Source organism: Pseudomonas fluorescens NCIMB 11764, assembly GCF_000293885.2.
GTDB classification, from domain to species: domain Bacteria; phylum Pseudomonadota; class Gammaproteobacteria; order Pseudomonadales; family Pseudomonadaceae; genus Aquipseudomonas; species Aquipseudomonas fluorescens_B.
Map to the genome: position 1 here is coordinate 512,286 of NZ_CP010945.1, position 25,247 is coordinate 537,532.

General features: G+C 61.2%; 21 protein-coding genes. 4 read left to right on the forward strand and 17 right to left on the reverse strand.

What is annotated here, in order from left to right; translation table 11 throughout:
• Window positions 1–16: 16 nt before the first annotated feature.
• From creC to B723_RS02415, 3 genes are all read right to left on the reverse strand, one after another.
• Window positions 17–1,444, reverse strand: a complete 1,428-nt coding sequence (gene creC, locus B723_RS02405; protein WP_017341173.1) for a two-component system sensor histidine kinase CreC — start codon at window positions 1,442–1,444, stop codon at window positions 17–19.
• The gene (gene creB, locus B723_RS02410) at window positions 1,444–2,124 is read right to left on the reverse strand and encodes a two-component system response regulator CreB (protein WP_031319163.1); all 681 of its coding nucleotides are present in this window, start codon (window positions 2,122–2,124) and stop codon (window positions 1,444–1,446) included. Before creB ends, creC begins: the two co-directional genes overlap by 1 nt.
• A gap of 74 nt (window positions 2,125–2,198) precedes the next feature.
• Window positions 2,199–2,702, reverse strand: coding sequence for an ATP-dependent zinc protease family protein (locus tag B723_RS02415; RefSeq protein ID WP_017341175.1), 504 nt, complete (start codon window positions 2,700–2,702; stop codon window positions 2,199–2,201).
• A 249-nt stretch (window positions 2,703–2,951) separates the two neighbouring features.
• On the opposite strand from B723_RS02415, the gene B723_RS02420 reads away from it, so the two are divergent.
• Window positions 2,952–3,839 (forward strand): acyltransferase, encoded by an 888-nt coding sequence (locus B723_RS02420; protein ID WP_017341176.1) that lies wholly within the window; start codon window positions 2,952–2,954, stop codon window positions 3,837–3,839.
• A gap of 1 nt (window position 3,840) precedes the next feature.
• Here B723_RS02420 and B723_RS02425 read toward each other — a convergent pair whose 3' ends face one another.
• From B723_RS02425 to B723_RS02465, 9 genes are all read right to left on the reverse strand, one after another.
• Complete coding sequence (locus tag B723_RS02425; RefSeq protein ID WP_017341177.1) at window positions 3,841–4,389, reverse strand: DUF2780 domain-containing protein; 549 nt, start codon at window positions 4,387–4,389, stop codon at window positions 3,841–3,843.
• A gap of 169 nt (window positions 4,390–4,558) precedes the next feature.
• Window positions 4,559–5,758, reverse strand: a complete 1,200-nt coding sequence (gene fdhA / locus B723_RS02430) for a formaldehyde dehydrogenase, glutathione-independent (protein WP_017341178.1) — start codon at window positions 5,756–5,758, stop codon at window positions 4,559–4,561.
• A gap of 205 nt (window positions 5,759–5,963) precedes the next feature.
• Window positions 5,964–6,821, reverse strand: coding sequence for a formyltetrahydrofolate deformylase (purU, locus tag B723_RS02435; RefSeq protein WP_017341179.1), 858 nt, complete (start codon window positions 6,819–6,821; stop codon window positions 5,964–5,966).
• A 200-nt stretch (window positions 6,822–7,021) separates the two neighbouring features.
• Window positions 7,022–7,654: a sarcosine oxidase subunit gamma gene (locus tag B723_RS02440; protein ID WP_017341180.1), complete on the reverse strand. Its 633-nt coding sequence runs from the start codon at window positions 7,652–7,654 to the stop codon at window positions 7,022–7,024.
• Window positions 7,655–7,803: 149 nt separating this feature from the next.
• Entirely contained in the window at window positions 7,804–10,821 is a 3,018-nt protein-coding gene (locus B723_RS02445; RefSeq protein ID WP_017341181.1) for a sarcosine oxidase subunit alpha, read from the reverse strand.
• Entirely contained in the window at window positions 10,818–11,147 is a 330-nt protein-coding gene (locus tag B723_RS02450) for a sarcosine oxidase subunit delta (protein WP_017341182.1), read from the reverse strand. The genes B723_RS02445 and B723_RS02450 overlap by 4 nt, the downstream gene beginning before the upstream one ends.
• A gap of 14 nt (window positions 11,148–11,161) precedes the next feature.
• On the reverse strand, window positions 11,162–12,412 hold the full coding sequence (locus tag B723_RS02455) for a sarcosine oxidase subunit beta (protein ID WP_007947735.1): 1,251 nt from the start codon (window positions 12,410–12,412) through the stop codon (window positions 11,162–11,164).
• A gap of 23 nt (window positions 12,413–12,435) precedes the next feature.
• Window positions 12,436–13,689 carry a serine hydroxymethyltransferase gene (gene glyA / locus B723_RS02460; RefSeq protein WP_017341183.1) on the reverse strand — a complete coding sequence of 418 codons (1,254 nt, stop codon included), beginning with the start codon at window positions 13,687–13,689 and terminating at the stop codon, window positions 12,436–12,438.
• 313 nt (window positions 13,690–14,002) lie between these two features.
• Window positions 14,003–14,719: a TraX family protein gene (locus B723_RS02465; RefSeq protein ID WP_017341184.1), complete on the reverse strand. Its 717-nt coding sequence runs from the start codon at window positions 14,717–14,719 to the stop codon at window positions 14,003–14,005.
• A gap of 131 nt (window positions 14,720–14,850) precedes the next feature.
• Between B723_RS02465 and B723_RS02470 the strand changes: the two genes are divergently transcribed.
• Window positions 14,851–15,891 carry a low specificity L-threonine aldolase gene (locus B723_RS02470; protein WP_017341185.1) on the forward strand — a complete coding sequence of 347 codons (1,041 nt, stop codon included), beginning with the start codon at window positions 14,851–14,853 and terminating at the stop codon, window positions 15,889–15,891.
• Between the two features lie 245 nt (window positions 15,892–16,136).
• Window positions 16,137–16,961: an SDR family oxidoreductase gene (locus B723_RS02475; protein ID WP_017341186.1), complete on the forward strand. Its 825-nt coding sequence runs from the start codon at window positions 16,137–16,139 to the stop codon at window positions 16,959–16,961.
• A 105-nt stretch (window positions 16,962–17,066) separates the two neighbouring features.
• Here the strand turns inward: B723_RS02475 and gbcB are convergent, their stop codons facing one another.
• A complete protein-coding gene (gene gbcB / locus B723_RS02480; RefSeq protein ID WP_017341187.1) occupies window positions 17,067–18,167 on the reverse strand; it encodes a glycine-betaine demethylase subunit GbcB in 1,101 nt (366 codons plus the stop codon).
• Between the two features lie 283 nt (window positions 18,168–18,450).
• On the opposite strand from gbcB, the gene gbcA reads away from it, so the two are divergent.
• Window positions 18,451–19,746 (forward strand): glycine-betaine demethylase subunit GbcA, encoded by a 1,296-nt coding sequence (gene gbcA / locus B723_RS02485; RefSeq protein WP_031319164.1) that lies wholly within the window; start codon window positions 18,451–18,453, stop codon window positions 19,744–19,746.
• Between the two features lie 736 nt (window positions 19,747–20,482).
• Here gbcA and B723_RS02490 read toward each other — a convergent pair.
• Genes B723_RS02490 through dgcB form a run of 4 tightly spaced genes read right to left on the reverse strand, consistent with a single transcriptional unit; the run spans window position 20,483 to window position 25,065 of the window.
• Entirely contained in the window at window positions 20,483–21,049 is a 567-nt protein-coding gene (locus B723_RS02490; protein ID WP_017341189.1) for a GNAT family N-acetyltransferase, read from the reverse strand.
• A 60-nt stretch (window positions 21,050–21,109) separates the two neighbouring features.
• Window positions 21,110–21,880 (reverse strand): electron transfer flavoprotein subunit beta, encoded by a 771-nt coding sequence (locus B723_RS02495; protein ID WP_017341190.1) that lies wholly within the window; start codon window positions 21,878–21,880, stop codon window positions 21,110–21,112.
• A gap of 15 nt (window positions 21,881–21,895) precedes the next feature.
• Window positions 21,896–23,116: an electron transfer flavoprotein subunit alpha/FixB family protein gene (locus tag B723_RS02500; RefSeq protein WP_017341191.1), complete on the reverse strand. Its 1,221-nt coding sequence runs from the start codon at window positions 23,114–23,116 to the stop codon at window positions 21,896–21,898.
• Entirely contained in the window at window positions 23,116–25,065 is a 1,950-nt protein-coding gene (gene dgcB, locus B723_RS02505; protein ID WP_017341192.1) for a dimethylglycine demethylation protein DgcB, read from the reverse strand. The genes B723_RS02500 and dgcB overlap by 1 nt, the downstream gene beginning before the upstream one ends.
• Window positions 25,066–25,247 lie beyond the last annotated feature (182 nt).

The window sequence follows — 25,247 nt, forward strand, 5'->3', positions numbered from 1 at the left end:
GGAGACTTTGTGATCTTTAGCGGTCTGAAGGCAAATGCAGAGTCACTTCAACCCCGCCTTGGACATTGCCGACGTGCAATGCCCCACCATGCAACTTCACCACTTCTTCAACGAAGTTGAGCCCAAGTCCGGTGCTCTTGCGCCCGCTCTCCGGACGCGGCAAGGAATAGAAACGCTCACTCAATCGCGGCAACGCGTAGTCGGGAATGGCCTCGGCCTGGTTGAACAGTCTGAATTCAATCTGCTCCCCGATCTGCTTCGCGCTGAATCGCAGCACACCCTTCACCGGCGTGAAATCCAACGCATTTTCCAGCAGATTGCCCAGCGCCTGACGCAATAGAAACGGCTCGCCAGTGATCGCCAGATCTGCTGGAATCGCCTGTTCCACCCGCAACTGCTTGCCTTCGATACGCGCGGCCTGGGCATTCAGCAACTCATTGACCAGCCCGGCCAACGGCACGGCCACTCGCTCTTCCAGCCCTTGGCGCTGCTCGACCTGAGCCAGATTCAACAGCCGCTCGATCAACTGCTGCATCCGCACGCTTTCACTGTCGATGTTGCTGACGAAACGCTGTTGTTGAGCCAACGGCATCTCGCCCTGCAGCAACTCCGCTGCGCCACGAATCGCCGCCAGCGGGCTTTTCAGTTCATGGGTCAGCGTGTGCACATAACGCTCGACGTAGGCTTTGCCTTCGAGCTGCGTACGCATCTGCTCCACGGCGGTCGCCAGTTGCTCCATTTCGCCGCCGCGATAATGCGGAACCTCGACCCGGCGGCCTTCACTCACGGCTTTCGCATAAGCGGTCAAGCGCCGCAACGCTGCGCTCAGCCACCACGACAGCAGCGCGCCGAACAACAGACCGAGGCCGATCAGCCCGGCGCCATACGCGAGCAATCGACGCTCCGTGCGATCGACGTAAGGCTGCAACGAGCTGTTGGGTTTGGCCACGGTGACCACGCCAATGATCCGGCCGTTATCGCGAATCGGCGCACCAACGTGCATCACCGAAGAGCTGGCATCGTTCGGGTCGCTGCGACTGGAGCGAGCGCCGTACTCGCCGCGCAGGGTCAGCAAAACATCGTTCCATCGCGAATAATCCTGGCCTACCGCCACGCCGCTGGAGTCCAGGACCACGATGCCCTTAGCGTCAGTGACGTAGATCCGGTGGTTGACCTGATTCTTCGGCAGCCCCCAGATACTGGCGTTTGGCTGCCGCTCGCCATAGGCCCTGAGCAGTTCCGGCCAGCGGTTCTGGTTGAGCGTGCCGGCCTTGAAGTCGTCGCGCAGGATTTCGGCCATCAGGTTGGCGGTGTCGACCAGGGTTTCTTCGGTGGACTGACGTACGCCGGGGCGGATTTCTTCCATCACCGTGCTGAGCACGAAGTAACCCGTCAGGCCGATGAACAGCACATACACCAGGAAGATCCGGATCCCCAATGGCATCAGCTGTGGCCCGGGCTGTAGCTGTAGCCGAGGCCGCGATGGGTCTGGATCGGCTCGGCGCCGGCCTTCACCTGGCGCAATTTGGCGCGCACGCTCTTGATGTGGCTGTCGACGCTGCGCTCGTACCCGGCATCGGCGGCGACGCCCAGCGCATCGAGCAATTGCTCGCGGCTGAAGACGCGCTCAGGTTGTTCGAGCAGGCATTGCAGCAGACGGAACTCGTGGCGAGTCAGGGTCAGCAACTGGCCGCGATAGCTGATCTGAACGCGCTCGCTGTCGATGCGAAACAGTGTCGGTGCAACCTCGGCCACCGCACGTGGCGCCATGCGCTTGAGGATGGCCCGCACACGCGCCGCCACTTCCCGTGGGCTGAACGGCTTGACCACGTAATCGTCGGCACCGATTTCCAGGCCCACGACCCGATCGATTTCTGCATCGCGGGCACTGAGGAAAATCACCGGCACCTCGCTGAAACGCCGCAGTAGCTTGCAGGTTTCGAAGCCACTGATGTCGGGCAGGCCAATGTCCAGAATGATCAGATCGGCCGGGGTCTGCCGCTGAAGCTCCAGCGCGGCGACACCCAGGCTCAGCCAGGTGGTGGTGAACCCTTCGCCCTGCAAGGCAAAAATCAGGGTGTCGGCAATCGCCGCTTCGTCTTCGACAATCAGGATATGAGGCATGGCGTCCGAGCCCGGCAGTTGGGTGGGCGAACGGTGCCCCAAGCCTCACCTCACGTCAATGAGACCACTTGAAATCAGCAGTCGGGCTTGTCGGCGGTGAAACGTCGCGCCGGGTTCACGGCCGCGCCAAATTCACGCAGGGCTTTGGCGCCGATCAGCAGCGGGTAGTTGAAGCTGCTGCGGTCGGTCAGGTTGACCTCGACGGTGCGCTTGACGTTACCCAGGCACAGTTCCAGATCGACCACCGGACGTTTGGTGGGCGCCGCGGCATCTTCATCCTCGTCTTCTTCGGAGCGGGTCTTGATCTTGCTGATCCGCGCGACCTTGTGCTCGTAGACCTTGTTGCTGGCGTCTTTGGTCGCGAGGCGGAAACGCACCCACTCATCGCCGTCGCGGGTGAAGGTTTCGATGTCCTTGGCCGACAGCGACGCGGTCAGGGCGCCAGTGTCCATTTTCGCCTTGAGGACTTCGCCGCCGATTTCCGGCAGCGCAATGTATTCGTAGCGCCCGTACAGGGTCGGCTCGGCGGCCAGGACCGGCAGGGCCACGAGGGAAAGCAGTGCGAGGAGGGATTTCACGTGATGGATGTCCTTTTTTGAAAATAGGAGCGCAGAGTCCGAATTCTAGACCGCAAAAAACAACGATAGTTGGAAGACCACACACTTCTGTGGCGAGGGAGCTTGCTCCCGCTGGGCTGCGAAGCGAGCAAGTGCTCTCACAAAGCCGCAAGCATACGGCCAAGAAGGTGAAACATTCGTCACCGCCGATTTGGCCTGTCGCCCGAAGCTGCTTATCATGGCGCGCCCAAACGCTTTCAAGAGTTACTTATGCGCCGCCTGCTCACCGGCTGTTTCGTTACCCTGCTGCTGTTACTCAACACCCTGGTCCTGTTCGGGCCACTGATGGTGTTTGCCCTGTTCAAACTGGTCCTGTCCGGCCGCTGGCGTGATTACGCATCAACAGCGGTGATGTGGATCGCCGAGACCTGGGCCGAGATCGACAAGCTGATCTTCCGTCTGTGCATCCCCACGCAGTGGGACATTCGCGGCGGCGATGACTTGCGCCGCGACACCTCTTATCTGGTCATCAGCAACCATCAATCCTGGGTCGATATCCCGGCGCTGATCCAGACACTCAACCGGCGCACGCCGTTTTTCAAATTCTTCCTCAAGAAAGAACTGATCTGGGTACCGTTCCTGGGCCTGGCGTGGTGGGCGCTGGATTACCCGTTCATGAAGCGCTACACCAAGGCCTTTCTGGCGAAAAACCCGACGCTGGCGGGCAAGGATCTGGAGATTACCAAAGCGGCGTGCGAGCTGTTCAAGCGCCAGCCGGTGACCGTGGTCAATTACCTGGAAGGCACCCGCTACACCTCGGCAAAAAGCGCTCAGCAACAGTCACCGTTCACGCATCTGCTCAAGCCCAAGGCTGGCGGCGTGGCGTTTGTGCTGGCAGCGATGGGTGAACAGCTGGACGCCATTCTCGATGTGACGGTGGTATATCCGCAGCAGAAGATCCCGGGGTTCTGGGATTTGATCAGCGGCAACGTGCCGAGGGTCATCATCGACATCAACACCCGCGAACTCGACCCCGCGCTGTGGCAGGGCGATTACGAGAATGATGCGGCGTTTCGCGAGACCGTCCAGAACTGGGTGAACCAGCTCTGGATCGAGAAGGACCGGCGCATCGACGCCTTGCGCGCCGAGCGCCGCTGAATCAGCTGCCGGCGCCCCAGATTCCGCCCAGGCTCTGCAGCAGCGAACCGCCCACGCCCTGTTGACCGAAGTATTGCAGAATCAGTGGGGCAAACTGGCCGATCATGCCGCTGTCCATGCCCAATGCGCTGAACGCGTTGTTCAGGTCGTTGGTGTCCTTGACGTTGCCCAGCGCGTTATCCAGGCCGGCCGCCTTACCGCTCGAACCGAGCAACCCGGCGAGGACACCCAGTTCACCACCGCCGGACAACATGTCGATGCCCGGAACGCTCTTGGCCAGTTCCGAGTAGTCGGTCGAACTCAATTGATTCTTGGCCAGACCGAGCATCGCTCCGGTGCCGCCAACGACTTGCTGTGGTGTCAGGTTCAATTGGCTGAGCGCACCCAGCAGACCTGCCGTTTCAGAGGTCGGCGCTGCCGCTGTGGCAGCGTTATCGCCCTTCATGCCGGAAATGGCATTGGCCGCATCGCTCAGGCTGAACTGAGCAAAGACCGGGCTGGCCCCCAGGGTCATGAGCGATGCCAGTGCAAAACCGCGTGAAATCTTCATCCAGACATCCTCTTGTGCCATGAAAACCGCCCGGTAACAGGCGGAAAAGCTGCCGTTTTGACCGGTCTTGCGTCGGCATGTTCCTCAGCGCCACGTCCATTTTCCACCCGCTCGTCGACTCAAACAAAAACGGCGACCCGAAGGTCGCCGTTCTGTATTGCGTGAAGCCTTACGCCGCGCTGAACAGCTTGTGCGGATCGATCACAAACTTCTTCGGCACGCCCGCATCGAACTCGCCGTAGCCTTGCGGTGCCTGATCCAGGCTGATCACCTGAACGCCCACCACTTCGGCGATGTTGATGCGATCCCACATGATCGCCTGCATCAGCTGGCGGTTGTACTTCATCACCGGCGTCTGGCCAGTGTGGAAGCTGTGGGACTTGGCCCAGCCCAGACCGAAGCGAATGCTCAGGCTGCCCATTTTCGCGGCCGCGTCCACGGCACCCGGATCTTCGGTCACGTACAGGCCAGGGATACCGATTTTGCCAGCCACCCGAACTACACCCATCAGCGAGTTGAGCACGGTGGCCGGAGCCTCGTGTTTCACGCCGTCATGGCCGTGACCGCGCGCTTCGAAGCCCACCGCGTCGACGGCGCAATCCACTTCGGGTTCACCCAGCAGCGCAGCGATCTGTTCGTGCAGCGGGGTGTCCAGGGACAGGTCGGCAATTTCGAAACCCTGCGCCTTGGCGTGTGCCAGGCGAACAGTGTTGACGTCGCCGATGATCACCACCGCCGCGCCCAACAGGCGAGCGGAAGCGGCAGCCGCCAGACCGACCGGACCGGCACCGGCGATGTACACGGTGCTGCCCGGGCCAACGCCGGCCGTCACTGCGCCGTGGTAACCGGTCGGCAGGATGTCGGAGAGGCAGGTCAGGTCGCGGATTTTTTCCATCGCGCGATCGCGATCAGGCAGTTTCAGCAGGTTGAAGTCGGCGTACGGCACCATCGCGTATTCAGCCTGGCCGCCGGTCCAGTCGCCCATGTCGACGTAACCGTAAGCACCGCCCGGACGCGCCGGGTTCACGCTGAGGCAAACGCCAGTGTGCATTTCCTTGCAGGAACGGCAGCGCCCGCAAGCCACGTTGAACGGTACGGACACCAGGTCGCCGATTTGCAGGTTTTCGACGTCGCTGCCCTTCTCGATCACTTCGCCAGTGATCTCGTGGCCCAGCACCAGACCGGTCTGAGCGGTGGTACGGCCGCGCACCATGTGCTGGTCGGAACCACAGATGTTGGTGGAAACCACGCGCAGGATGACAGCGTGATTAATCTTCCTGCCACGCGGGTCCTGCATTTTCGGATAGTCGATTTTCTGTACTTCGACCTTGCCAGCGCCGAGATACACCACACCACGATTGCCAGACATGCTTTCACCTCGCTGTTGTTTTTATGTAGCGGTCGCGTCGCCACGGATCGGCGGCGCGTTGATTGCTCTGGTTGTTGCCTGTGTGTCTTGTGTTGTTTGTCAGGGCCTCATCGCTAGCAGGCTAGCTCCCACAGGGTTTTGGGTTGTTCAAAAATCCTGTGTTCACCCGAATCACTGTGGGAGCTAGCCTGCTAGCGATGGCGATCTACAGAACGACCGTGCGATTGGCGTTCAAAAACACCCGTCGTTCAATGTGATAACCCACGGCGCGAGCCAGGGTCAGCCCTTCGATATCCCGCCCCTTGGCGATCAGGTCTTCCGGATAATGGCTGTGATCCACCACCTCCACGCCCTGGGCGATGATCGGTCCCTCGTCCAGGTCGTTGTTGATGTAGTGCGCCGTGGCGCCGACCAGCTTCACCCCTTTGTTGTAGGCCTGGTGATAAGGCTTGGCGCCCTTGAACCCCGGCAGCAGGGAGTGATGGATGTTGATCGCCTTGCCGTCGAGCTTGCGGCACAGCTCCGGTGACAAAACCTGCATGTAGCGCGCAAGGATCACCAGTTCGGCGCCGGAGTCTTCGATCACCTGCAACACCTGACGCTCCTGCGACGGCTTGTCGTTGGGGTCGAGCGGGAAGTGGTAGTACGGAATCTGGTGCCAGTCGGCCAACGGCTTGAGGTCCGGATGGTTGGAGATCACGGCGGCGACGTCCATCGACAACTGGCCGATGCGCTGGCGGTAGAGCAAATCGTTGAGGCAGTGATCGGCCTTGGAGACCATGATCACCACTTTCGGCCGGTAGTTCGGCGGGGTCAGTTCGAAGATCATGCCGAAGGCTTTACCACGCTCTTCCAACCCGGCGCGGAAGGCTTGTTCGTCAAAGCCGTCGGGTTGACGGAATTCCACGCGAATGAAGAAACGACCCGAGAGACGGTCATCGAACGAATGGTGCTCGGTAACGTAGCAGCCCTGCTCGAACAGAAATCGGGTCACCGCGTCCACGGTGCCGAGGACGCTGGGGCAGTCGGCGGTCAGAATCCATGTGTCTGGGGCGCGGCTCATAGTGCGGTGACTCCTGCTACAAATTAGGTGGTCGCAGAGACCCCTGTGGCGAGGGGATTTATCCCCGTTCGGCTGCGAAGCAGTCGTAAAACCAGTCAACTCAATTTGGCTGGGATACCGAGTTGTGAGGTTTCAGGGCTGCTGCGCAGCCCAACGGGGATAAATCCCCTCGCCACAAAGCCCATCACCACAAACGATCATTAAGCCTGAACGCTCAGGCCGTACTCGGCCGCTGCATCCTGCAGCCACAACCACCAGTAATCCGAGAAGCTGCGGCGGATCAGCAGTTCCCAGGTGTCTTCGGCGGTGTGGCGGATCACCAGTTGCGACTTGGCGAACACGGTGCCCACTGCCTTGCCGACCGGGAAGCTGTTCGGGTGTACGTCGTAGCTGGTGGATTTCATCAGCACCTGGCGCACGTTAGGGCCGCTCAGTTCGAGGATCTGCTGGCCACCGCTGACGTTGACGATCTGGATGTGCAGATCGCCCAGCGCTTCACGCAGTTTCTGCTCGGCGGCGAACTCTTCACCGGTCGGCACGATCAACAGCCACTCATCCGGCCCCATCCATTGCAGGCTGGTTTCACCCTTGACGATGACCGTCAGCGCGCCTGGCAATTCGATGCCAAGGGCCTTGTGCACGCCAGCACTGAACGCCGCATCGTGGCCGTCGCCACGAATGGTCAGGTGGCCGAGGAGTTTTTTCTCACGCACGATCACGCCGGCGTTTTTGCGACCCTTGCCGACCAGGCTGGCGAGGTCGGCATGATGCAGCGACGACTCGGCCTTGGCCCCGGTGGTTGGGCGTTGTTGGTAAACATTGGCTACGGTCATAAAGCACCTTTCCTGAATTCTGTTGGTTCCTGTGGTGGCTGCACTGCCGTCATCGCCAGCAGGCCAGCTCCCACATTCAACCGCGTTCCCCGGTGGGAGCTAGCCTGCTAGCGATTGCGGTAGCAGACTCTCCACAGGACCCGAGGCCACTAGATGTTCTGGCGATCACCTTTCGGATCGAAGAACACCGAAGAAACGATTTCCGCCTCGATCACGCTGCCATCCGCCAGCGGTGCGAACACCCGTTCGCCGATACGCTTCAAACCGCCTTTCACTACGCCCATGGCAAACGAATAGCCCAGGGAGTTGTGCAGGTAGCTGGAAGTGACGTGACCGACCATCGTCATCGGGATCGTCTGCTTGGTGTTGAACACCAGTTGCGCACCTTCCGGCAGCCATTTGGTCGGATCGATCGGCTTCAGGCCCACCAGCTGTTTACGTTGATCACGTACGCAGTCTTCGCGGTTCATGCCACGCCAGCCGATCCACGAGAACGGTTTGGTGCGACCGACACACCAGCCCATGTTCAGGTCGTCCGGGGTCATCGAGCCGTCGGTGTCCTGACCGACGATGATGAAGCCCTTCTCGGCCCGCAGGATGTGCATGGTTTCGGTGCCGTACGGGGTCAGGTTGTACTGTTTGCCGGCCTCGACGATTTTCTCGAGCACGCCCATGGCGTAGTCGGCCTGCACGTTGACTTCGTACGACAGCTCACCGGTAAACGAAATCCGGAACACCCGCGCCGGCACACCGCCGACCAGGCCTTCTTTCCAGGTCATGAACGGGAAGGCTTCGTTGCTCAGGTCGATGTCGGTGACTTCGCTGAGCAGCTTGCGGCTGTTCGGCCCGGACAGGGTCATGGTTGCCCAGTGATCCGTCACGGAAGTGAAGTACACCTTCAGGTCTGGCCATTCGGTCTGTTGGTAGATTTCCAGCCATTGCAGCACGCGTGCAGCGCCGCCGGTGGTGGTGGTCATCACGAAGTGGTTGTCGGCGAGGCAAGCGGTGACGCCGTCGTCGAAGACCATGCCGTCTTCTTTGCACATCAGGCCGTAACGGGCCTTGCCCACGTCGAGCTTGGTCCAGGCGTTGGTGTAGATGCGGTTGAGGAACTCGCGCGCATCCGGGCCTTGAATGTCGATCTTGCCGAGGGTCGAGGCGTCCAGCAGGCCGACGCTGTCGCGCACGGCTTTGCATTCGCGTTTCACTGCAGCGTGAATGTCTTCACCGTTTTTCGGGAAGTACCACGGACGTTTCCACTGACCGACGTCCTCGAACTCGGCGCCATTCTTCACGTGCCAGTGATGCAGCGCGGTGAAGCGGACAGGTTCGAAGATGTGCCCGCAGTGACGGCCGGCCACGGCGCCGAAGGTCACCGGCGTGTAGTTCGGACGGAACATGGTGGTGCCCATCTGCGGGATGGTCACGTTCAACGAACGGGCGGCGATGGCCAGGCCGTTGACGTTGCCGAGCTTGCCCTGGTCAGTACCGAAGCCCAGTGCGGTATAGCGTTTGACGTGCTCGACCGACTCGAAGCCTTCGCGGGTCGCCAGTTCGATGGCGGCAGCGGTGACGTCGTTTTGCAGGTCGACGAATTGCTTCGGCGCCCGTGCGGTGTTCTTTTCGTGCGGCACCTGGAACAGCGCCAGGGTGGGCTCTTCCAGACGGCTCAGGGCTTTCGGCAAAGTACCTTCGACCACGCTGAAACCGGCTTCACTGGCTGCGCGAGCGCCGCCTTCAAAACCATCGGCCAGGGAATCGCCGAGGCCGTAGACGCCGTTGATGCCACCGACGCACACGCGTTTCTGCGGTGCTTCGCCCGGTACGAAACCGAGGATGTCTTCACGCCAGATCGGCTTGCCACCCAAGTGCGACGCCAGGTGAACCACCGGGCTGTAACCGCCGGAACTGGCGATCAAATCGCAATCGAGCCATTCGCCAGGACTGGTCACGGCGTGTGCCTTGACATCGATCGCGGCGACGCGAGCGGCGGTCACGTGCTTGCTGCCACGGGCCTCGATCACGGCGCTGCCGGTCAGGATGCGAATGCCTTTGGCGCGCGCTTCTTCAACCAATGCACCGCGCGGATTGCTGCGGGCGTCGGCGATGGCCACCACTTGCAGGCTGGCATCGAGCCAATCCAGGGCAACGCGGTAGGCGTGATCGTTGTTGGTCGACAGCACCAGTTTCTTGCCCGGTGCCACGCCGTAACGGCGCACGTAAGTCGAGACAGCGCCGGCGAGCATGTTGCCCGGCACGTCGTTGTTGCCATACACCAGTGGACGTTCGTGAGCACCGGTCGCCAGGACCACGCGCTTGGCGCGAACCCGGTGGATGCGCTGACGCACCTGGCCGATCGGGGCGCGGTCGCCGAGGTGATCGGTCAGGCGCTCGTGAATGGTCAGGAAGTTATGGTCGTGGTAACCGTTGACCGTGGCGCGCGGCAACAGCAGCACGTCCGGGGTGTCCTTCAGCTCGGCGATGACGCTGGCGACCCACTCGGTGGCTGGCTTGCCGTCGAGGCTTTCGCGGGAATCGAGCAGGCTGCCGCCGAACTCTTCCTGCTCATCGGCGAGGATCACGCGAGCACCGCTGCGCGCAGCCGCCAATGCAGCGGCCAGGCCGGCAGGGCCACCGCCGACGATCAGCACGTCGCAGTGCTGGTTCATGTAGTCGTAGGTGTCCGGATCGTTCTCGGTCGGCGAGCGGCCAAGGCCGGCGGCCTTACGGATGTACTTCTCGTACGTCATCCAGAACGATTGCGGGTACATGAAGGTTTTGTAGTAGAAGCCCGGAGGCATCAGCTTGCCGCCGACCTTGCCGAGAATCCCCATCATGTCGTTGTTCACGCTTGGCCAGCCGTTGGTGCTGGTGGCGACCAGGCCTTGATACAGCGCCTGTTGCGTGGCACGTACGTTCGGGATCTGCGTGGCTTCGGTCGCGCCGATCTGCAACACGGCGTTCGGCTCTTCAGCGCCGGCAGCGAAGATGCCGCGCGGACGGGAGTACTTGAAGCTGCGACCGATGATGTCGACACCGTTGGCCAGCAGGGCTGCGGCCAGGGAATCGCCTTCAAAGCCTTTGTAGACCTGGCCGTTGAAGGTGAAGCTCAGCACTTTGTTGCGGTCGATCCGTCCGCCGTTGGACAGGCGATTGATCTGGCTCATACCTTCTCTCCCAGAGCCGTGGTGGCCGCTTTCGGGCTATCGGTCTTGTCGGTGAATTGTGGCTTGGTGCCGATCTTGTAGGTCTCGAGAATCTCGTAGGTCACGGTGTCGCGGGTGGCGTTGAAGTACTGACGGCAACCGGCGGCGTGAATCCACAGTTCATGGTGCAGACCGCGAGGGTTGTCGCGGAAGAACATGTAGTCGCCCCACTCCTCGTCGGTGCAGGTGTTCGGGTCCAGTGGACGCGGGATGTGCGCCTGGCCGGATGCGTGGAATTCCTCTTCGGAGCGCAGTTCGCCGCAGTGAGGACAGAAGATATGCAACATGGGGATTTCTCCTGTTAGTGGGCAACCGCAGCAGCGCCGTGTTCGTCGATCAACGCACCGTTGTGGAAACGGTCGATGGAGAAAGGTGCGGCCAATGGGTGCATTTCACCCTTGGCCAGGCTTGCGGCAAACACGTTGCCCGAGCCAGGTGTGGCCTTGAAGCCACCGGTGCCCCAACCGCAGTTGAAAAACATGTTCGGGACCGGGGTTTTCGAAATGATCGGGCAGGCATCCGGCGTGGTGTCGACGATGCCGCCCCACTGACGGTTCATGCGTACGCGGGACAGCACCGGGAACATCTCGACGATGGCCTGGATGGTGTGCTCGATCACCGGGTACGAACCACGCTGGCCGTAGCCGTTGTAGCCGTCGATGCCGGCGCCGATCACCAGGTCGCCCTTGTCGGACTGGCTGATGTAGCCGTGCACGGCGTTGGACATGATCACGCTGTCGATAATCGGTTTGATCGGCTCGGACACCAACGCTTGCAGCGGGTGGGATTCGATCGGCAGACGGAAACCGGCCAGCTTGGCCATGTGCCCGGAGTTACCGGCCGTGACCACACCGACGCGCTTGGCGCCAATGAAGCCCTTGTTGGTTTCGACACCGATGCACACGCCGTTTTCCTTGCGGAAGCCGATCACCTCGGTCTGCTGGATCAGGTCCACGCCCAGTGCGTCGGCGGCACGGGCAAAGCCCCACGCCACGGCATCGTGACGGGCCACGCCGCCGCGACGCTGAACGGTTGCGCCCATCACCGGGTAGCGAGTGTTCTTCGAGCAGTCGAGGTACGGGATCTCGTCGGCCACTTGCTTGGCATCGAGCAGTTCACCGTCCACGCCGTTGAGGCGGTTGGCGCTGACCCGACGCTCGGAATCACGGATGTCCTGCAGGGTGTGGCACAGGTTGTAGACGCCACGCTGGGAGAACATCACGTTGTAGTTCAGGTCCTGGGAAAGGCCTTCCCACAATTTCATTGCGTGTTCGTACAGGTGAGCCGACTCGTCCCACAGGTAGTTGGAGCGAACGATGGTGGTGTTGCGCGCGGTGTTACCGCCGCCCAGCCAGCCTTTTTCGACCACGGCCACGTTGGTGATGCCGTGCTCCTTGGCCAGGTAGTAAGCCGTGGCGAGACCATGCCCGCCACCGCCGACGATGACCACGTCATAGACCTTTTTAGGGGTCGGCGTGCGCCACATCTTCTGCCAGTTTTCGTGATGGCTGAGGGAGTGTTTGAAGAGGCCGAAGCCCGAATAGCGTTGCATAGTCATTTACTCCAAAACCGCGCTCAGCGATAAACCGGGAAATCTGCGCACAGGGCCGACACTTGCTGCGCGACATTGGCCTCGACATCGGCGTCGCCGAGGTTGTCGAGGATGTCGCAGATCCAGCCGGCCAGCGTGACGCACTGGGTCACCTTGAAGCCGCGCGTGGTCACCGCCGGGGTGCCGATGCGCAGGCCGGACGTGACGAACGGCGACTGTGGATCATTCGGGACAGCGTTCTTGTTCACGGTGATGTGGGCGCGACCGAGTGCTGCATCCGCCTCTTTGCCGGTGAGGCCCTGACGGATCAGGCTGACCAGGAACAGGTGGTTATCGGTGCCGCCGGACACTACATCGTAGCCGCGTTTGATAAACACGCCGGCCATGGCCTGGGCGTTGTCGATCACTTGTTGCTGGTAAGCCTTGAAACCGGGCTCCAGCGCTTCCTTGAAGCACACGGCCTTACCGGCGATCACGTGCATCAGCGGGCCGCCCTGGGCACCCGGGAAGACTGCCGCGTTGAGCTTCTTCTCGATTTCTTCGTTGGCCTTGCACAGGATCAGGCCGCCACGCGGACCGCGCAGGGTCTTGTGGGTAGTGGTGGTGACCACGTCGGCGTAAGGCAGCGGATTCGGGTACAGGCCGGCAGCGACCAGGCCGGCGACGTGGGCCATGTCGACGAACAGCAGCGCACCAACCTTGTCGGCGATCTGGCGGAAGCGTGGGAAGTCGAGGGTCTTGGAGTAGGCCGAGAAGCCGGCGACGATCATCTTCGGCTTGCATTCGACGGCCAGGCGCTCGACTTCGTCGTAGTCGATCAGACCGGTTTTGGTGTCGATCCCGTACTGCACGGCGTTGTACAGCTTGCCCGAGGACGACACCTTGGCACCGTGGGTCAGGTGACCGCCATGGGCCAGGCTCATGCCCAGAATGGTGTCGCCGGCTTGCAGCAGGGCCAGGTACACGGCGCTGTTGGCCGAGGAACCGGAGTGCGGCTGCACGTTGGCGTAATCGGCGCCGAACAACTGCTTGGCGCGTTCGATGGCCAGGGCTTCAACCTTGTCCACGTGCTCGCAGCCACCGTAGTAGCGCTTGCCCGGATAGCCTTCGGCGTATTTGTTGGTCAGGCCACTGCCTTGCGCTTCCATGACGCGTTTGCTGGTGTAGTTCTCTGACGCGATCAGCTCGATGTGATCTTCCTGGCGTTGCTCTTCGGCATTCATCGCCGCCAGCAGTGCATCGTCGTAACCCTGGATCTGGTCTTGCTTGCTGAACATCGCGTCTCTCCCAGCGGCGGCGGTGCGCCATTCGTCTCGGTGAGGCACGTACCTGTCGGCAGTGCCCTTTGATGCGATGGTATGACCGGCGCAGACAGGTCAAATGCCTACGGACGCCACGCAAAGGTGCGTTTACGACATGGGCTGCAAAGGATGGCCGGCAAAGGCTCTTGTGGCGAGGGAGCTTGCTTCCGCTCGGCTGCAAAGCAGTCGTAAAACCGACAAACTCGATCTAACTGCAGAATCGCATTTGCTGGGTGTCGGGCTGCCGCGCAGCCCAGCGGGAGCAAGCTCCCTCGCCACAGGGCTGGAATCAGGACAGGAGTTGGCGCAAGGCCAGAAGAACGAGAAAATGTACGGGATAGAGCGCATACGCCCAACGCCGCATCGGCGGCGGTTTGAAATGCCTGGCCTGTCGCAACAAGAGCAGCCCTGGCAATGGCGCGATCAGGCAAGTGGCGATGCCGAGGATGGCTGCACCATTTCCAAACCTGGCGGAGTGATACAGCACCTCCCATTGGTTGGCGGCCAGGCAGACCAGTCCGGGTAACAGGCTGAAGTACCAGGGCCGCTTGATCACCAGCAACATGGCCAGCGGCAGCAGAACGCCGAAGAAACCGAACATCAGTCGCTCCGAGAATAGTGCTGCCACGGTCAGAGCACCCACCGCGAGCAGTCGCGAGTGCAGCGTTTCGTGCCGCCAGCCGCGCGCGACCAGCAGCCCAAGCGCCAGCGTAGGCAACACGTTCAAGGTGTCCGGATCAGGAATGTACAGCCGGTAGGGAATTTCACTGATGGCGCTGAACAGCAGCAACCAACCCAGATAACGCCACTGGCCGTCGGTCGTCGCTGCACCGGCGCGCGACAGATTGGCCGCTATCGCTAAACAAAACCAAGGAAACGCTAGCCTCCCCGGTACATACAGAATATCGACGGAATAACCGACATATCGCAGGTGATCGAGCACCATGCTCAATAGCGCCAGCCACTTGAGCAGATCGAGTGCCCCGTCGCGTTGAGTCATGTGCATAATTGCCCGGTGTCCTTGTAATGTTCTGACAGTGACATCCCGTGTGCTCCCCGGACGATCTTCGGTAAAGTGCGCACCATCATTGACCACGAAGCTCTTCACCATAGGAGCCTCGACCACGGAAGCCGGCCATGACCGACAAGAGCCAACAATTCGCCAGCGACAACTATTCCGGTATCTGCCCTGAAGCCTGGGCCGCCATGGAACAGGCCAACCACGGCCACCAACGCGCCTATGGCGACGATGAGTGGACCGCTCGCGCGTCCGATCAATTCCGCAAACTGTTCGAAACCGACTGCGAAGTGTTCTTCGCCTTCAACGGCACCGCCGCCAACTCCCTGGCCCTGTCGTCGCTGTGCCAGAGTTACCACAGCGTGATCTGCTCGGAAACCGCCCACGTCGAAACCGACGAATGCGGCGCGCCGGAATTCTTTTCCAACGGCTCCAAGCTGCTGGTCGCCCGCACCGAAAACGGCAAGCTGACCCCGGAATCGATCCGCGAAGTGGCCCTCAAGCGCCAGGACATCCACTACCCGAAACCGCGCGTCGTGACCCTGACCCAGGCCACCGAAGTCGGCAGCATCTACACCCCGGAAGAAATCCGCGCCATCAGCGCCACCTGCAAAGAGCTGGGCCTGAACCTGCACATGGACGGCGCGCGCTTCTCCAATGCTTGCGCATTCCTTGGCTGCTCGCCAGCGGACCTGACCTGGAAGGCCGGGGTCGATGTCTTGTGCTTCGGCGGCACGAAAAACGGCATGGCCGTGGGTGAAGCGATTCTGTTCTTCAACCACAAACTGGCCGAAGACTTCGACTACCGCTGCAAACAGGCCGGTCAGCTGGCATCCAAGATGCGTTTCCTCTCGGCGCCGTGGGTCGGGATTCTGGAAAACGACGCCTGGCTCAAATACGCCCGCCACGCCAACCACTGCGCGCAGTTGCTGGCCGAACTGGTCAGCGACATTCAGGGCGTTGAGTTGATGTTCCCGGTGCAGGCCAACGGCGTGTTCCTGCAACTCTCGGAACCGGCCATTGCCGCGCTGACCGCCAAGGGCTGGCGCTTCTACACCTTCATCGGCAACGGCGGCGCACGCTTCATGTGCTCGTGGGACACCGAAGAAGAACGCGTTCGTGAACTGGCGGCGGACATCCGGGAAGTCATGTCCCGCTAACCAGCACCCCGATCCCCCCCTGTGGCGAGGGAGCTTGCTCCCGCCCGGCGGCGAAGCCGTCGCAAAAACCGCCATCGCGGTCTGCCTGACAGACCGCATCCTCCGTATTTGGGGCTGCTGCGCAGCCCAGCGGGAGCAAGCGCCCTCGTCACAAAAGCTCACTCGCCACTCACCACAGCCTCTTGGTCTACATTGTCCTGCGAGCCACTCGATTCGCTCAGACAATAACAATCAGGAGCGCACGCATGTCCTTACAAGGCAAAACCCTGTTCATTACCGGCGCCAGTCGCGGGATTGGTCGTGAGATCGCACTGCGGGCGGCGCGGGACGGGGCCAACATTGTGATTGCGGCCAAAAGTGCCGAGCCTCATCCCAAACTGCCGGGTACGATTTTCAGTGTGGCGAAGGAAGTCGAGGACGCAGGCGGCAAGGCGCTGGCCTTGCAGGTGGATGTGCGTGATGAAGTCGCGGTGCGTCAAGCACTGGCCCAGGCCAACGAACATTTCGGCGGCATTGATGCGCTGATCAACAACGCCGGCGCAATCAAGCTGACGGGCGTTCAGCACATCGAACTCAAGCGCTTTGACCTGATGCACCAGATCAACACCCGCGCGGTGTTGCTGTGCAGTCAGGCTGCCCTGCCCTATCTGAAAAAAAGCAGCGGGCATATCCTCAACCTGTCACCACCGCTCAACCTGGCCACCAAATGGTTCGCCCAATACAGCCCGTACACCGTGACCAAATACGGCATGAGCATGCTCACGGTGGGCATGAGCGAGGAATTCAGGAACTACGGCATCAGCGTCAATTCGCTGTGGCCGCAGACCATGATCGCCACCGCCGCCATCGAGTTTCAGCTGGGGTCACGGGAGTCGTTCAAGCATGCGCGTACGCCGGCGATCATGGCCGATGCGGCCCATGTGATCCTGGACAGCAGCGGTCGCAGCATTACTGGGCGGTTGCTGATTGATGAGGAGATTCTGCGAGAGAATGGCGCGACCGAATTTGATCACTACCGCTTTGAGCCCGGCACCAACGACAAGCTGATGACCGACTTGTTTGTGGACTGAAGCACCAATCCTTGTGGGAGCGAGCCTGCTCGCGATGAGGCCGTCATATCCAACAGAGATGTTGACTGACAGACCGCTATCGCGAGCAGGCTCGCTCCCACAGGTTTAAAACTCGATGCGCACGTCGCCCTTCGGCACGCTGCAGCACGACAAAATATACCCTTCGGCTTCGTCTTCCTCGGTGATCCCGCCGTTGTGGTCCATCTCGACTTCGCCTCCCAGCTTCATCACCTTGCACGTGCCGCAGATCCCCATCCCGCAGGCCTTCGGAATCAATAGCCCCAGCTTGGCAGCAGCGGCGTGGACCGTTTCTCCCGGCGCAACGCGAATGCTCTTGCCGGACGCGGTGAATTCCACTTGATGCAGATCCGCCACATCGATGTCCGGTGCTTCGGCTGCAATTTCGGCTTGCTCCACCGCATCGGCGCGGGCTTCCGGTGGCGTGGCACCGAAGGACTCCTCGTGATACCGCTTCATGTCGAAACCAGCGGCCTCGAGCATGCGTTTCACAGCGTTCATGTACGGCGTCGGCCCGCAGCAGAACACTTCGCGCTCAAGGAAGTCCGGTGCCATCAGTTCCAGCATCTTGTGATTCAGGTAACCGCGATAACCGGCCCACGGTTCACCCAGACCATGCTTCTCGCAGATCAGGTGCAGGCTGAAGTTGTCGATCCGCGACGCCATGTGTTCCAGCTCGCGGTGGTAAATGATGTCCTTGGGCGAACGGGCGCTGTGGATAAACACCATGTCGACGTTGCCGTTGGTGTCGTAGAACCAGCGCGCCATCGACATCACCGGCGTGATGCCGACACCGCCGCTGAGATAGAGCACTTTCGGCGCGGTGAAATCCATGGCGTTGAACAGCCCGACCGGCCCGTGTACCGCCAGTTCCTGACCTTCGTGCAAGGTGTCGTGCAACCAGTTCGATACCTTGCCGCCCGGTACGCGCTTGATGGTCACCGAAAAGCTGTACGGCACCGATGGCGAGCTGGAAATGGTGTAGGAGCGCATGATCGGCACGCCTTCGATTTCCAGCTCCAGGGTGACAAACTGGCCCGGCTTGAAGAAGAACAGGATCGGTTGGTCGGCCATAAAGCAGAAGGTGCGCACATCCCAGGTTTCCTGGATGACTTTGACGCAACGGACAATGTGTCGGCCATTGGCCCAGGTCTGGGTAGTTACCGGATTCAGGAAGCTGTTGGACATGCTGTTCTCCACCGCCGATGGTCGGCCTTATGTTGGCGATTCTGCGTATAGCGTGAACCACCCATTTACCTATCTGCGACATTCACATACTTATCGCGACCAGCCCCCAACTACCGAGGGTTGCGCGTCGGGAACAGATTGGGCCATGTCGCCCATGGATAAGGTTCTGGGTAGCGCCGGCCCCACACTCGCCCCATACCAAGACACACTCTTTACACCCTTGCGTAGCAAACCTGATTAGCCACTTTCGCCGGCCACACAGAATGGCCTTGAGGATTAAATGATGGACGTCACCACTACCCTGAGCCTGGGCGATCCACTGGAACCCGCACGCAAGGCCACTGCGCAGATGCTGCAAGAGCGCGAGCGTACTTTCTCGCTGCCGCAGCCGTTTTACTCTGACGAGCGGCTGTTTGATATCGACATGCAGGAAATCTTCCAGAAAGAGTGGTTGATTGCCGGCATGACCTGCGAAATCCCGACCAAGGGCAACTACCTGACCCTGCAGGTCGGCAAGAACCCGATCATCGTGATTCGCGGCGCCGAAGGCGTGGTGCATGCGTTCCACAACGTCTGCCGTCACCGCGGTTCGCGGCTGTGCACCAGTGAAAAGGGCAAGGTCGCCAAGCTGGTCTGCCACTACCACCAGTGGACGTACGAGCTGGATGGCCGCCTGCTGTTCGCCGGCACCGAAATGGGCGCCGATTTCGACATGAAGCAGTACGGCCTCAAACCGGTGAACGTGAAGACCGCCGGCGGCTACATCTTCATCAGCCTGTCGGAGAATCCGCCGGCCATCGATGACTTCCTGTCGACGCTGAACCATTACATGGAACCGTACGACATGGAGAACACCAAGGTGGCGGTGCAAACCACCTTGATGGAAAAGGCCAACTGGAAACTGGTCCTGGAAAACAACCGCGAGTGCTACCACTGCAACGCGTCGCACCCGGAACTGCTGAAAACCCTGCTGGAATGGGACGACGTCACCGACCCGCGCGCCGACCAGGCGTTCAAGGACCACGTCGCTGCCTCCGCCGCTGCCTGGGAAGCCGAGAAGATTCCTTACGCCCACGCCAGCTTCGGCCTGCGTAATCGCATCGTGCGTATGCCGCTGCTCAAGGGCACCGTGTCGATGACCATGGATGGCAAACAGGGCTGTGCCAAACTCATGGGCCGCATCAAGAACCCGGACCTGGGCTCGATGCGCATCCTGCACCTGCCGCACTCGTGGAACCACTGCATGGGCGACCACATCATTGTCTTCACGGTGTGGCCGATCAGCGCGCAGGAAACCATGGTCACCACCAAGTGGATCGTCCACAAGGATGCCGTTGAAGGCGTGGACTACGACGTGGAGCGCATGCGCCAGGTCTGGGATGCGACCAACGACCAGGACCGTCGCCTGGCTGAAGAGAACCAGCGCGGGATCAACTCCACCGCGTACCAGCCTGGGCCTTACTCGAAGACTTATGAGTTTGGCGTGGTGAACTTTGTGGACTGGTACAGCGAGCGGTTGCTGAACAACCTGGGCGCGGAACCTGCGCCTTACCTCAAAGGGGTTCCGGTTCAGGGCTGACCGATCCCCGGGACAAAAAAACCGCGAACATGTTTCGCGGTTTTTTATTGTTCAAATTTCGACCAATTGCTTTAGAGCCGCTGCGGATAGGGGGCTGTAGCGGTTAGCGAACAAGTTATCCACACCTCCACCCACAGCAAATGGGGACAACTCGGTTTATCGCCCCCATATTCGTCACGGAAACTGAAGAAAATCCGTGACTTATCCAGAAGCAGGGTTTTCAGCAACGATTGGTTGTTTTTTGATCTGATTCTTGCAGGCCACGGTTTTAAAGGCTCACAGAGGATGGCGAACACCTTATCCACAGAAGCGCCAACAGACTTTGGGGGCAACTTTGGCGAGTCTGTGGAAAACCTTCGAAAGCCGCGATAAATCGGGGTTTGCGAAAGGTTTATCCGCGTAAATCGGCTATTTGGTTGTTTTTTGATCAGACGCCTGACAGGCCCGGTTTATATGGCCTGTAGCGGACAGCGAACATCTTATCCACAGAAGCGCCAACAGAGATTGGGGGCAAGTATTGCCGCCCGCATCAACTTATCCTCGGGAAAAAGCCCGAAAAAACCGTAAGTTAGGCTGGTTGTTTTTTGTACGAAGGCTTGCAGGGCTTTGTTTTCATGGCGTGCAGCGATGGGCGAACATGTTATCCACAGAAGCGCTAACAGGGATTGTGGGTAACGTCATCGCAACCTGTTGAAACAGGACAGGATCGCCAGCGTCGCTTGGCGGTCCAGTCCCACTAGGGCCACTGCATGAGGTAGGCCTCACCGGTCACCCGAATCATCGGGTGAGGGGTGATCTGGCAGGTATCGACGATTCGAAAGCCATGGCGCTCGTAGAACCGACGGGCGCCGGTGTTGACGGCGTAGTCGATCAGGCTCAACCCCTTGAGGCCCAACTGGCGGGCGCGCTCGTGAGCATGGGCAAGAAACTGCTTGCCCAGCCCCTGATTGCGCCAGCCTTCGTGCAGCGCCAGGCTGGAGATGTAGAGCGTATCGGGGATTTCCATGTCGGCATACGGCGCCAGCACCGGGTCGGTGGTGGGTTCGGCCAGGGGATCGTGGCGCATCGTGTAGCTGTGCATCATGCCGATGACCTGCCCGTCCGCTACGGCAATGAGGCAGTTCTGATAAGAAAAATCGACATCGTCGCGGGCATAACGACTAGCGCCCACGTCCAATAGATCCTGGTCGGGCTCTGCCAGCTGGCTCCAGATGTAATCCGCAGCACCCTCTGACGAAATCTGGAACAGACGAGCAATCTCTCGCGCATCAGTGCGCTGAGCCGAGCGGAATTCAACGGTCATTGTTGTTCCTTGTGGGAGCGGGCTTGCTCGCTCCCACATTTGATGTGTGGTGGTTGTGAGTCAGCGAACCACGCCTTCTTCGATCAATAATTTGAGAATCGCCTCGGCACCCGCTTGCGCAGTCACGCCTTTAAGCACTTGTCCGCCGCCGCCACTGGCCTTGGCCGTCGCGGCTTTCATCCGGTCTGCGCCGCTTTTGGCTTTGATCACTTTCAAGCGTTTAGGCCGCGGTTTGGCAGGTTGCAACGTGGCGACCGCCAGCAGGTCATCGTCGATCACTTCGACTTCATCCGCCTGCAACACCCCGCGCCGAGCCGGGCCGTAGGCGCTCTGCCGAGGCTTCGGCGCGGCGTTATCCACTGTCGCGAGAAACGGCAGACGGACCTTCAAACGACGACGCTGACCACGGGGCAAGGCTTGCAGCACCAGCGCCGTACTGCCATCGATGGATTCCACCTGAGCCAGCCCGACCACCAGCGGCCAGCCAAGGCTCTCCGCCAGCAGGAACGGCAGCATGCCCGAGCCTTCACCGGTTTCTGCCTGGCTGCCGGTCAGCACGACTTGCGCACCGGCATCGCGCAGATAGGCGGTCAACGCCGGCAATGCATCGGCGCCCTGAGGTTGTTCCAGTACATGCAATTGTTCCAGACCCATGCCCAGATAAGCGCGCAACGCCGGTTCCGCGACGTCGCCGGCATGCAGCACTTGCAGGTTATCCCCAGCCAGTTGCAGGCCCAGTTCCACGGCCCGCGCATCCTGCTCCGCGCGACGTGGCCGGCCGGAAGTCGGGTGGGCGCCGATGGACACCAGGCTGATGATTTTCGTGCTCATAACCCTTTCCTTCCCTTAAGCCGCATCGCGCTTGGCTTCGTTGCGGTAAGCCTCTACCGCCGCGATCAAGGCTTGAAGAATCTCGGCGCTTTCGCCGATCACCGACAGGTCGGCCCGTTTGATCATGTCACAGCCAGGGTCGAGGTTGATCGCCACCACCTTGTCGCAGGCACCGATGCCTTGCAGGTGCTGGATCGCCCCGGAGATCCCTACCGCCACGTACACCCGAGCCGTGACCCAGGTGCCCGACGCCCCGACCTGCCGGTCACGGGCCATGAAACCGTCGTCCACTGCCACCCGGGACGCGCCTTCGGTGGCGCCGAGCGCTTCGGCGGTCCTGTGGAAAAGTCCCCAGTCCTTGACGCCGTTGCCGCCGGAGAAGATGAACTCGGCTTCGGCCATCGGTATCGCCGCCGGGTCCACTGCCACTGCGCCCAGATCCTCGATCCGCGACAGACTGCGCGCCACGGTTGTGGATAACTCCACCGGCAAGGCTTCGTGTCGGGTTTCGCTCACGGGGTCGGCACATTCGACGGCAGCCAGAATCAAGCGTGCAATCGGACGTGCAAGGTCTTGCAGACCCGCACCGGCGCGGCCGATGCATTCCTGATCCTTGACCTGCCAGACCCGTGTGGCCGGGCGTTCGCCCAATGCAGCGGCAAAGCGTCGACCCAGTTCGCCGCCACCGCTGCGGCTGTCCGGCAGCAGCCAGTGACGCGGGCTGAACTGGTTATCCACAGCCCGCAGGCCCTGGATTCGTTGTTCCGGTGCATAACCGCTGAATTCGTCGCCTTCGAGTACCAGCAGGCGATCGACGCCGGCAGTGGCGAAAGCGCTTTCCTTGTGTTCGCCGAAGACCACGGCCAATACCGCGCCGTCCTTGCCGGCCAATTGATGGGCCAGACCGAGCAAGTCGCGGTCGTGGCTGCTCAAGCGGCCGCCGACCATGTCCGGCACCACGCTGATGTAGAACGCCGGGGCAGGGACCTGATGCAGCGGCAATTGCACTTCAACGGCGGCCGAGCGTTTGGTCGCCCCGCCCTGCTGAGCGCCGCTGCGGTCGATCCGTTTAATGCCGTTCGGGCCGATGAAACCCATGCCATGGGGATTTTTGCGGATGACGCCATTCGGCCCCATCCAGCTGTGTTGCGCCGGTTGCATGGCCGCGTGCAGCGGGTGCAGGCGGTTACGGGCAATCCATTCGGCGCGGGGGTCACGGCGGATAATGTCGCTCATCAGTGGGCCTCCGCAGGTTCACGTTGGGCCGGTGTGGACGGTTTGCTTGGGGCTGCGTCTTCGAGCAGCGCGTCCGCCACCAGTTCGGCGATGTCCTTGATCAACGGACGCGGTTCGACCACGCCTTCGAGCATCGCGGTGCACTGTGGGCAACCCACGGCCACCAGTTCGGCGCCGGTTTCGCGGATGTCTTCCATGCGCATGTCGGGGATCCGTTGCTTGCCCGGAATGTCGGTGATCGGCGCGCCGCCACCACCGCCACAGCAGCGCGAGCGGAAACCGGAGCGTTGCATCTCTTTGACTTCGATCCCGAGGGCGCGCAGCACTTCACGCGGCGCCTCGTATTCGCCGTTGTAGCGACCGAGGTAGCACGGGTCGTGATAGGTCACGCTGCTGCCTTTGTGCTGGCCAAGACTCAGGGCGCCAGCGCCGATGATCTCGGCCATGTAGGTGCTGTGATGCTGAACGAGGTAGTTGCCGTCGAAAGCGCCGTATTCGTTTTTCAGCACATGGAAGCTGTGCGGGTCGCAGGTGACGATGCGGTTGAAGCTGTACTTGGCCAGGGTCTGGATGTTGCGCTTGGCCAACAACTGGAAGGTTGCTTCGTCGCCCAGTCGGCGGGCCACGTCACCGCTGTCGCGCTCTTCAAGACCGAGCACGGCGAAGTCGACTTTGGCCGCTTTCAGCACTTTGACGAAAGCGCGCAGAGTGCGCTGGTTGCGCATGTCGAAAGCGCCGTCGCCGACCCAGAACAGCACGTCGACGGATTTCTTCTCGCTCATCAGAGTGAGGTTCAGGTCCGCTGCCCAGTTCATCCGCCCGCCCGGTGCGAAACCGCCGGGGTTGTCGGTGGCGATCAGGTTTTCCAGGACCTCGGCGCCCTTGTTCGGGGTCGCGCCTTTTTCCAGTGTCAGATGGCGGCGCATGTCGACGATGGCATCGACGTGCTCGATCATCATCGGGCATTCCTCGACGCAGGCACGGCAGGTGGTGCAGGACCACAGGGTTTCGGCGTCCACCAGACCGTTGACGATCGGTTGATGCGGATTGCCGGCGTGCTCACCAATCGCCTTGCCCGGATAAGGGCTGCCGGCGAACTTGGCATCGGTGCCACCGGCGAGGCCGACCACCATATCTTGAATCAGCTTTTTCGGGTTCAACGGCTGGCCGGCGGCGAACGCCGGGCAGGCGGCTTCGCACTTGCCGCATTGCACGCAGGCGTCGAAACCGAGCAGTTGGTTCCAGGTGAAATCCTTGGGTTTTTCCACGCCCAGCGGTGCGCTTGGATCGCTGAGGTCCAGCGGCTTCAGACCGGTGGAACGACCACCGCCAAAACGTTCGGCGCGACGATGCCAGGCCAGGTGCAAAGCACCGGCGAAGGCGTGCTTCATCGGCCCGCCCCAGGTCATGCCGAAGAACAATTCCGAGACACCCCAGAGCACGCCGATCCCGAGGATCACGGCCAGGATCCAGCCACCAAAGTTTTCCGGCAGGATGCCTGCCACCGGCAGGGTCACCAGAAAGAACGACGCCGAAAACGCCAGCAAGCTTTTCGGCAAACGCATCCACGGGCCTTTTGACAGGCGGGCCGGTGGGTTGCGCCGACGCAGGTACACAAAGATCGCGCCGACGAACATCACCGCCGTCATCAGCAACAGCGCATAACCGAGGAAGCGGTTATGCAGGCCGAAACCGTGCACCAGAATCGCGAGCACAGCGGACGCCACCGCACCGCCGGCCGTAGCGACGTGGGTGTTGGCGATGTATTTGTCCCGCGCGACGACGTGGTGCAAGTCGACCATGTAGCGCTTGGGCATGGCGAACAGGCCGCCGATCAGGTCGACTTTCGAAGCCCGGCCCCGGCGCCACATAGCCACCCGCCGCAACGCGCCCAGAACCGCAAGGCCCAGGGCAGCGAACAACAGGATTGGAAGAAGGGTGTTCAACATGGTGGAGCTCCCAAAGACCGCAGGGTCGTGTGCGTGCCGGTAAGAGCGACGCACTACTTGTGGCGAGGGAGCTTGCTCCCGCTTGAGCGCGAAGCGCTCCCAAAACAGCCGCAGGTATCCATCTGATACACCTCGACTGCCGGTTTTGGGGCCGCTTCGCAGCCCAGCGGGAGCAAGCTCCC

Excerpts from the sequence above, each read along its gene's own strand:
- B723_RS02425 (WP_017341177.1), bottom strand. The coding sequence starts at position 4,389 with ATGAAGATTTCACGCGGTTTTGCACTGGCATCGCTCATGACCCTGGGG.
- fdhA (WP_017341178.1), bottom strand. The coding sequence starts at position 5,758 with ATGTCTGGCAATCGTGGTGTGGTGTATCTCGGCGCTGGCAAGGTCGAA.
- B723_RS02420 (WP_017341176.1), top strand. The coding sequence starts at position 2,952 with ATGCGCCGCCTGCTCACCGGCTGTTTCGTTACCCTGCTGCTGTTACTC.
- purU (WP_017341179.1), bottom strand. The coding sequence starts at position 6,821 with ATGAGCCGCGCCCCAGACACATGGATTCTGACCGCCGACTGCCCCAGC.
- B723_RS02440 (WP_017341180.1), bottom strand. The coding sequence starts at position 7,654 with ATGACCGTAGCCAATGTTTACCAACAACGCCCAACCACCGGGGCCAAG.
- B723_RS02445 (WP_017341181.1), bottom strand. The coding sequence starts at position 10,821 with ATGAGCCAGATCAATCGCCTGTCCAACGGCGGACGGATCGACCGCAAC.
- dgcB (WP_017341192.1), bottom strand. The coding sequence starts at position 25,065 with ATGTTGAACACCCTTCTTCCAATCCTGTTGTTCGCTGCCCTGGGCCTT.
- gbcA (WP_031319164.1), top strand. The coding sequence starts at position 18,451 with ATGGACGTCACCACTACCCTGAGCCTGGGCGATCCACTGGAACCCGCA.
- B723_RS02455 (WP_007947735.1), bottom strand. The coding sequence starts at position 12,412 with ATGCAACGCTATTCGGGCTTCGGCCTCTTCAAACACTCCCTCAGCCAT.
- creB (WP_031319163.1), bottom strand. The coding sequence starts at position 2,124 with ATGCCTCATATCCTGATTGTCGAAGACGAAGCGGCGATTGCCGACACC.
- B723_RS02450 (WP_017341182.1), bottom strand. The coding sequence starts at position 11,147 with ATGTTGCATATCTTCTGTCCTCACTGCGGCGAACTGCGCTCCGAAGAG.
- B723_RS02500 (WP_017341191.1), bottom strand. The coding sequence starts at position 23,116 with ATGAGCGACATTATCCGCCGTGACCCCCGCGCCGAATGGATTGCCCGT.
- B723_RS02490 (WP_017341189.1), bottom strand. The coding sequence starts at position 21,049 with ATGACCGTTGAATTCCGCTCGGCTCAGCGCACTGATGCGCGAGAGATT.
- B723_RS02495 (WP_017341190.1), bottom strand. The coding sequence starts at position 21,880 with ATGAGCACGAAAATCATCAGCCTGGTGTCCATCGGCGCCCACCCGACT.
- gbcB (WP_017341187.1), bottom strand. The coding sequence starts at position 18,167 with ATGTCCAACAGCTTCCTGAATCCGGTAACTACCCAGACCTGGGCCAAT.
- B723_RS02470 (WP_017341185.1), top strand. The coding sequence starts at position 14,851 with ATGACCGACAAGAGCCAACAATTCGCCAGCGACAACTATTCCGGTATC.
- glyA (WP_017341183.1), bottom strand. The coding sequence starts at position 13,689 with ATGTTCAGCAAGCAAGACCAGATCCAGGGTTACGACGATGCACTGCTG.
- B723_RS02475 (WP_017341186.1), top strand. The coding sequence starts at position 16,137 with ATGTCCTTACAAGGCAAAACCCTGTTCATTACCGGCGCCAGTCGCGGG.
- B723_RS02465 (WP_017341184.1), bottom strand. The coding sequence starts at position 14,719 with ATGCACATGACTCAACGCGACGGGGCACTCGATCTGCTCAAGTGGCTG.
- creC (WP_017341173.1), bottom strand. The coding sequence starts at position 1,444 with ATGCCATTGGGGATCCGGATCTTCCTGGTGTATGTGCTGTTCATCGGC.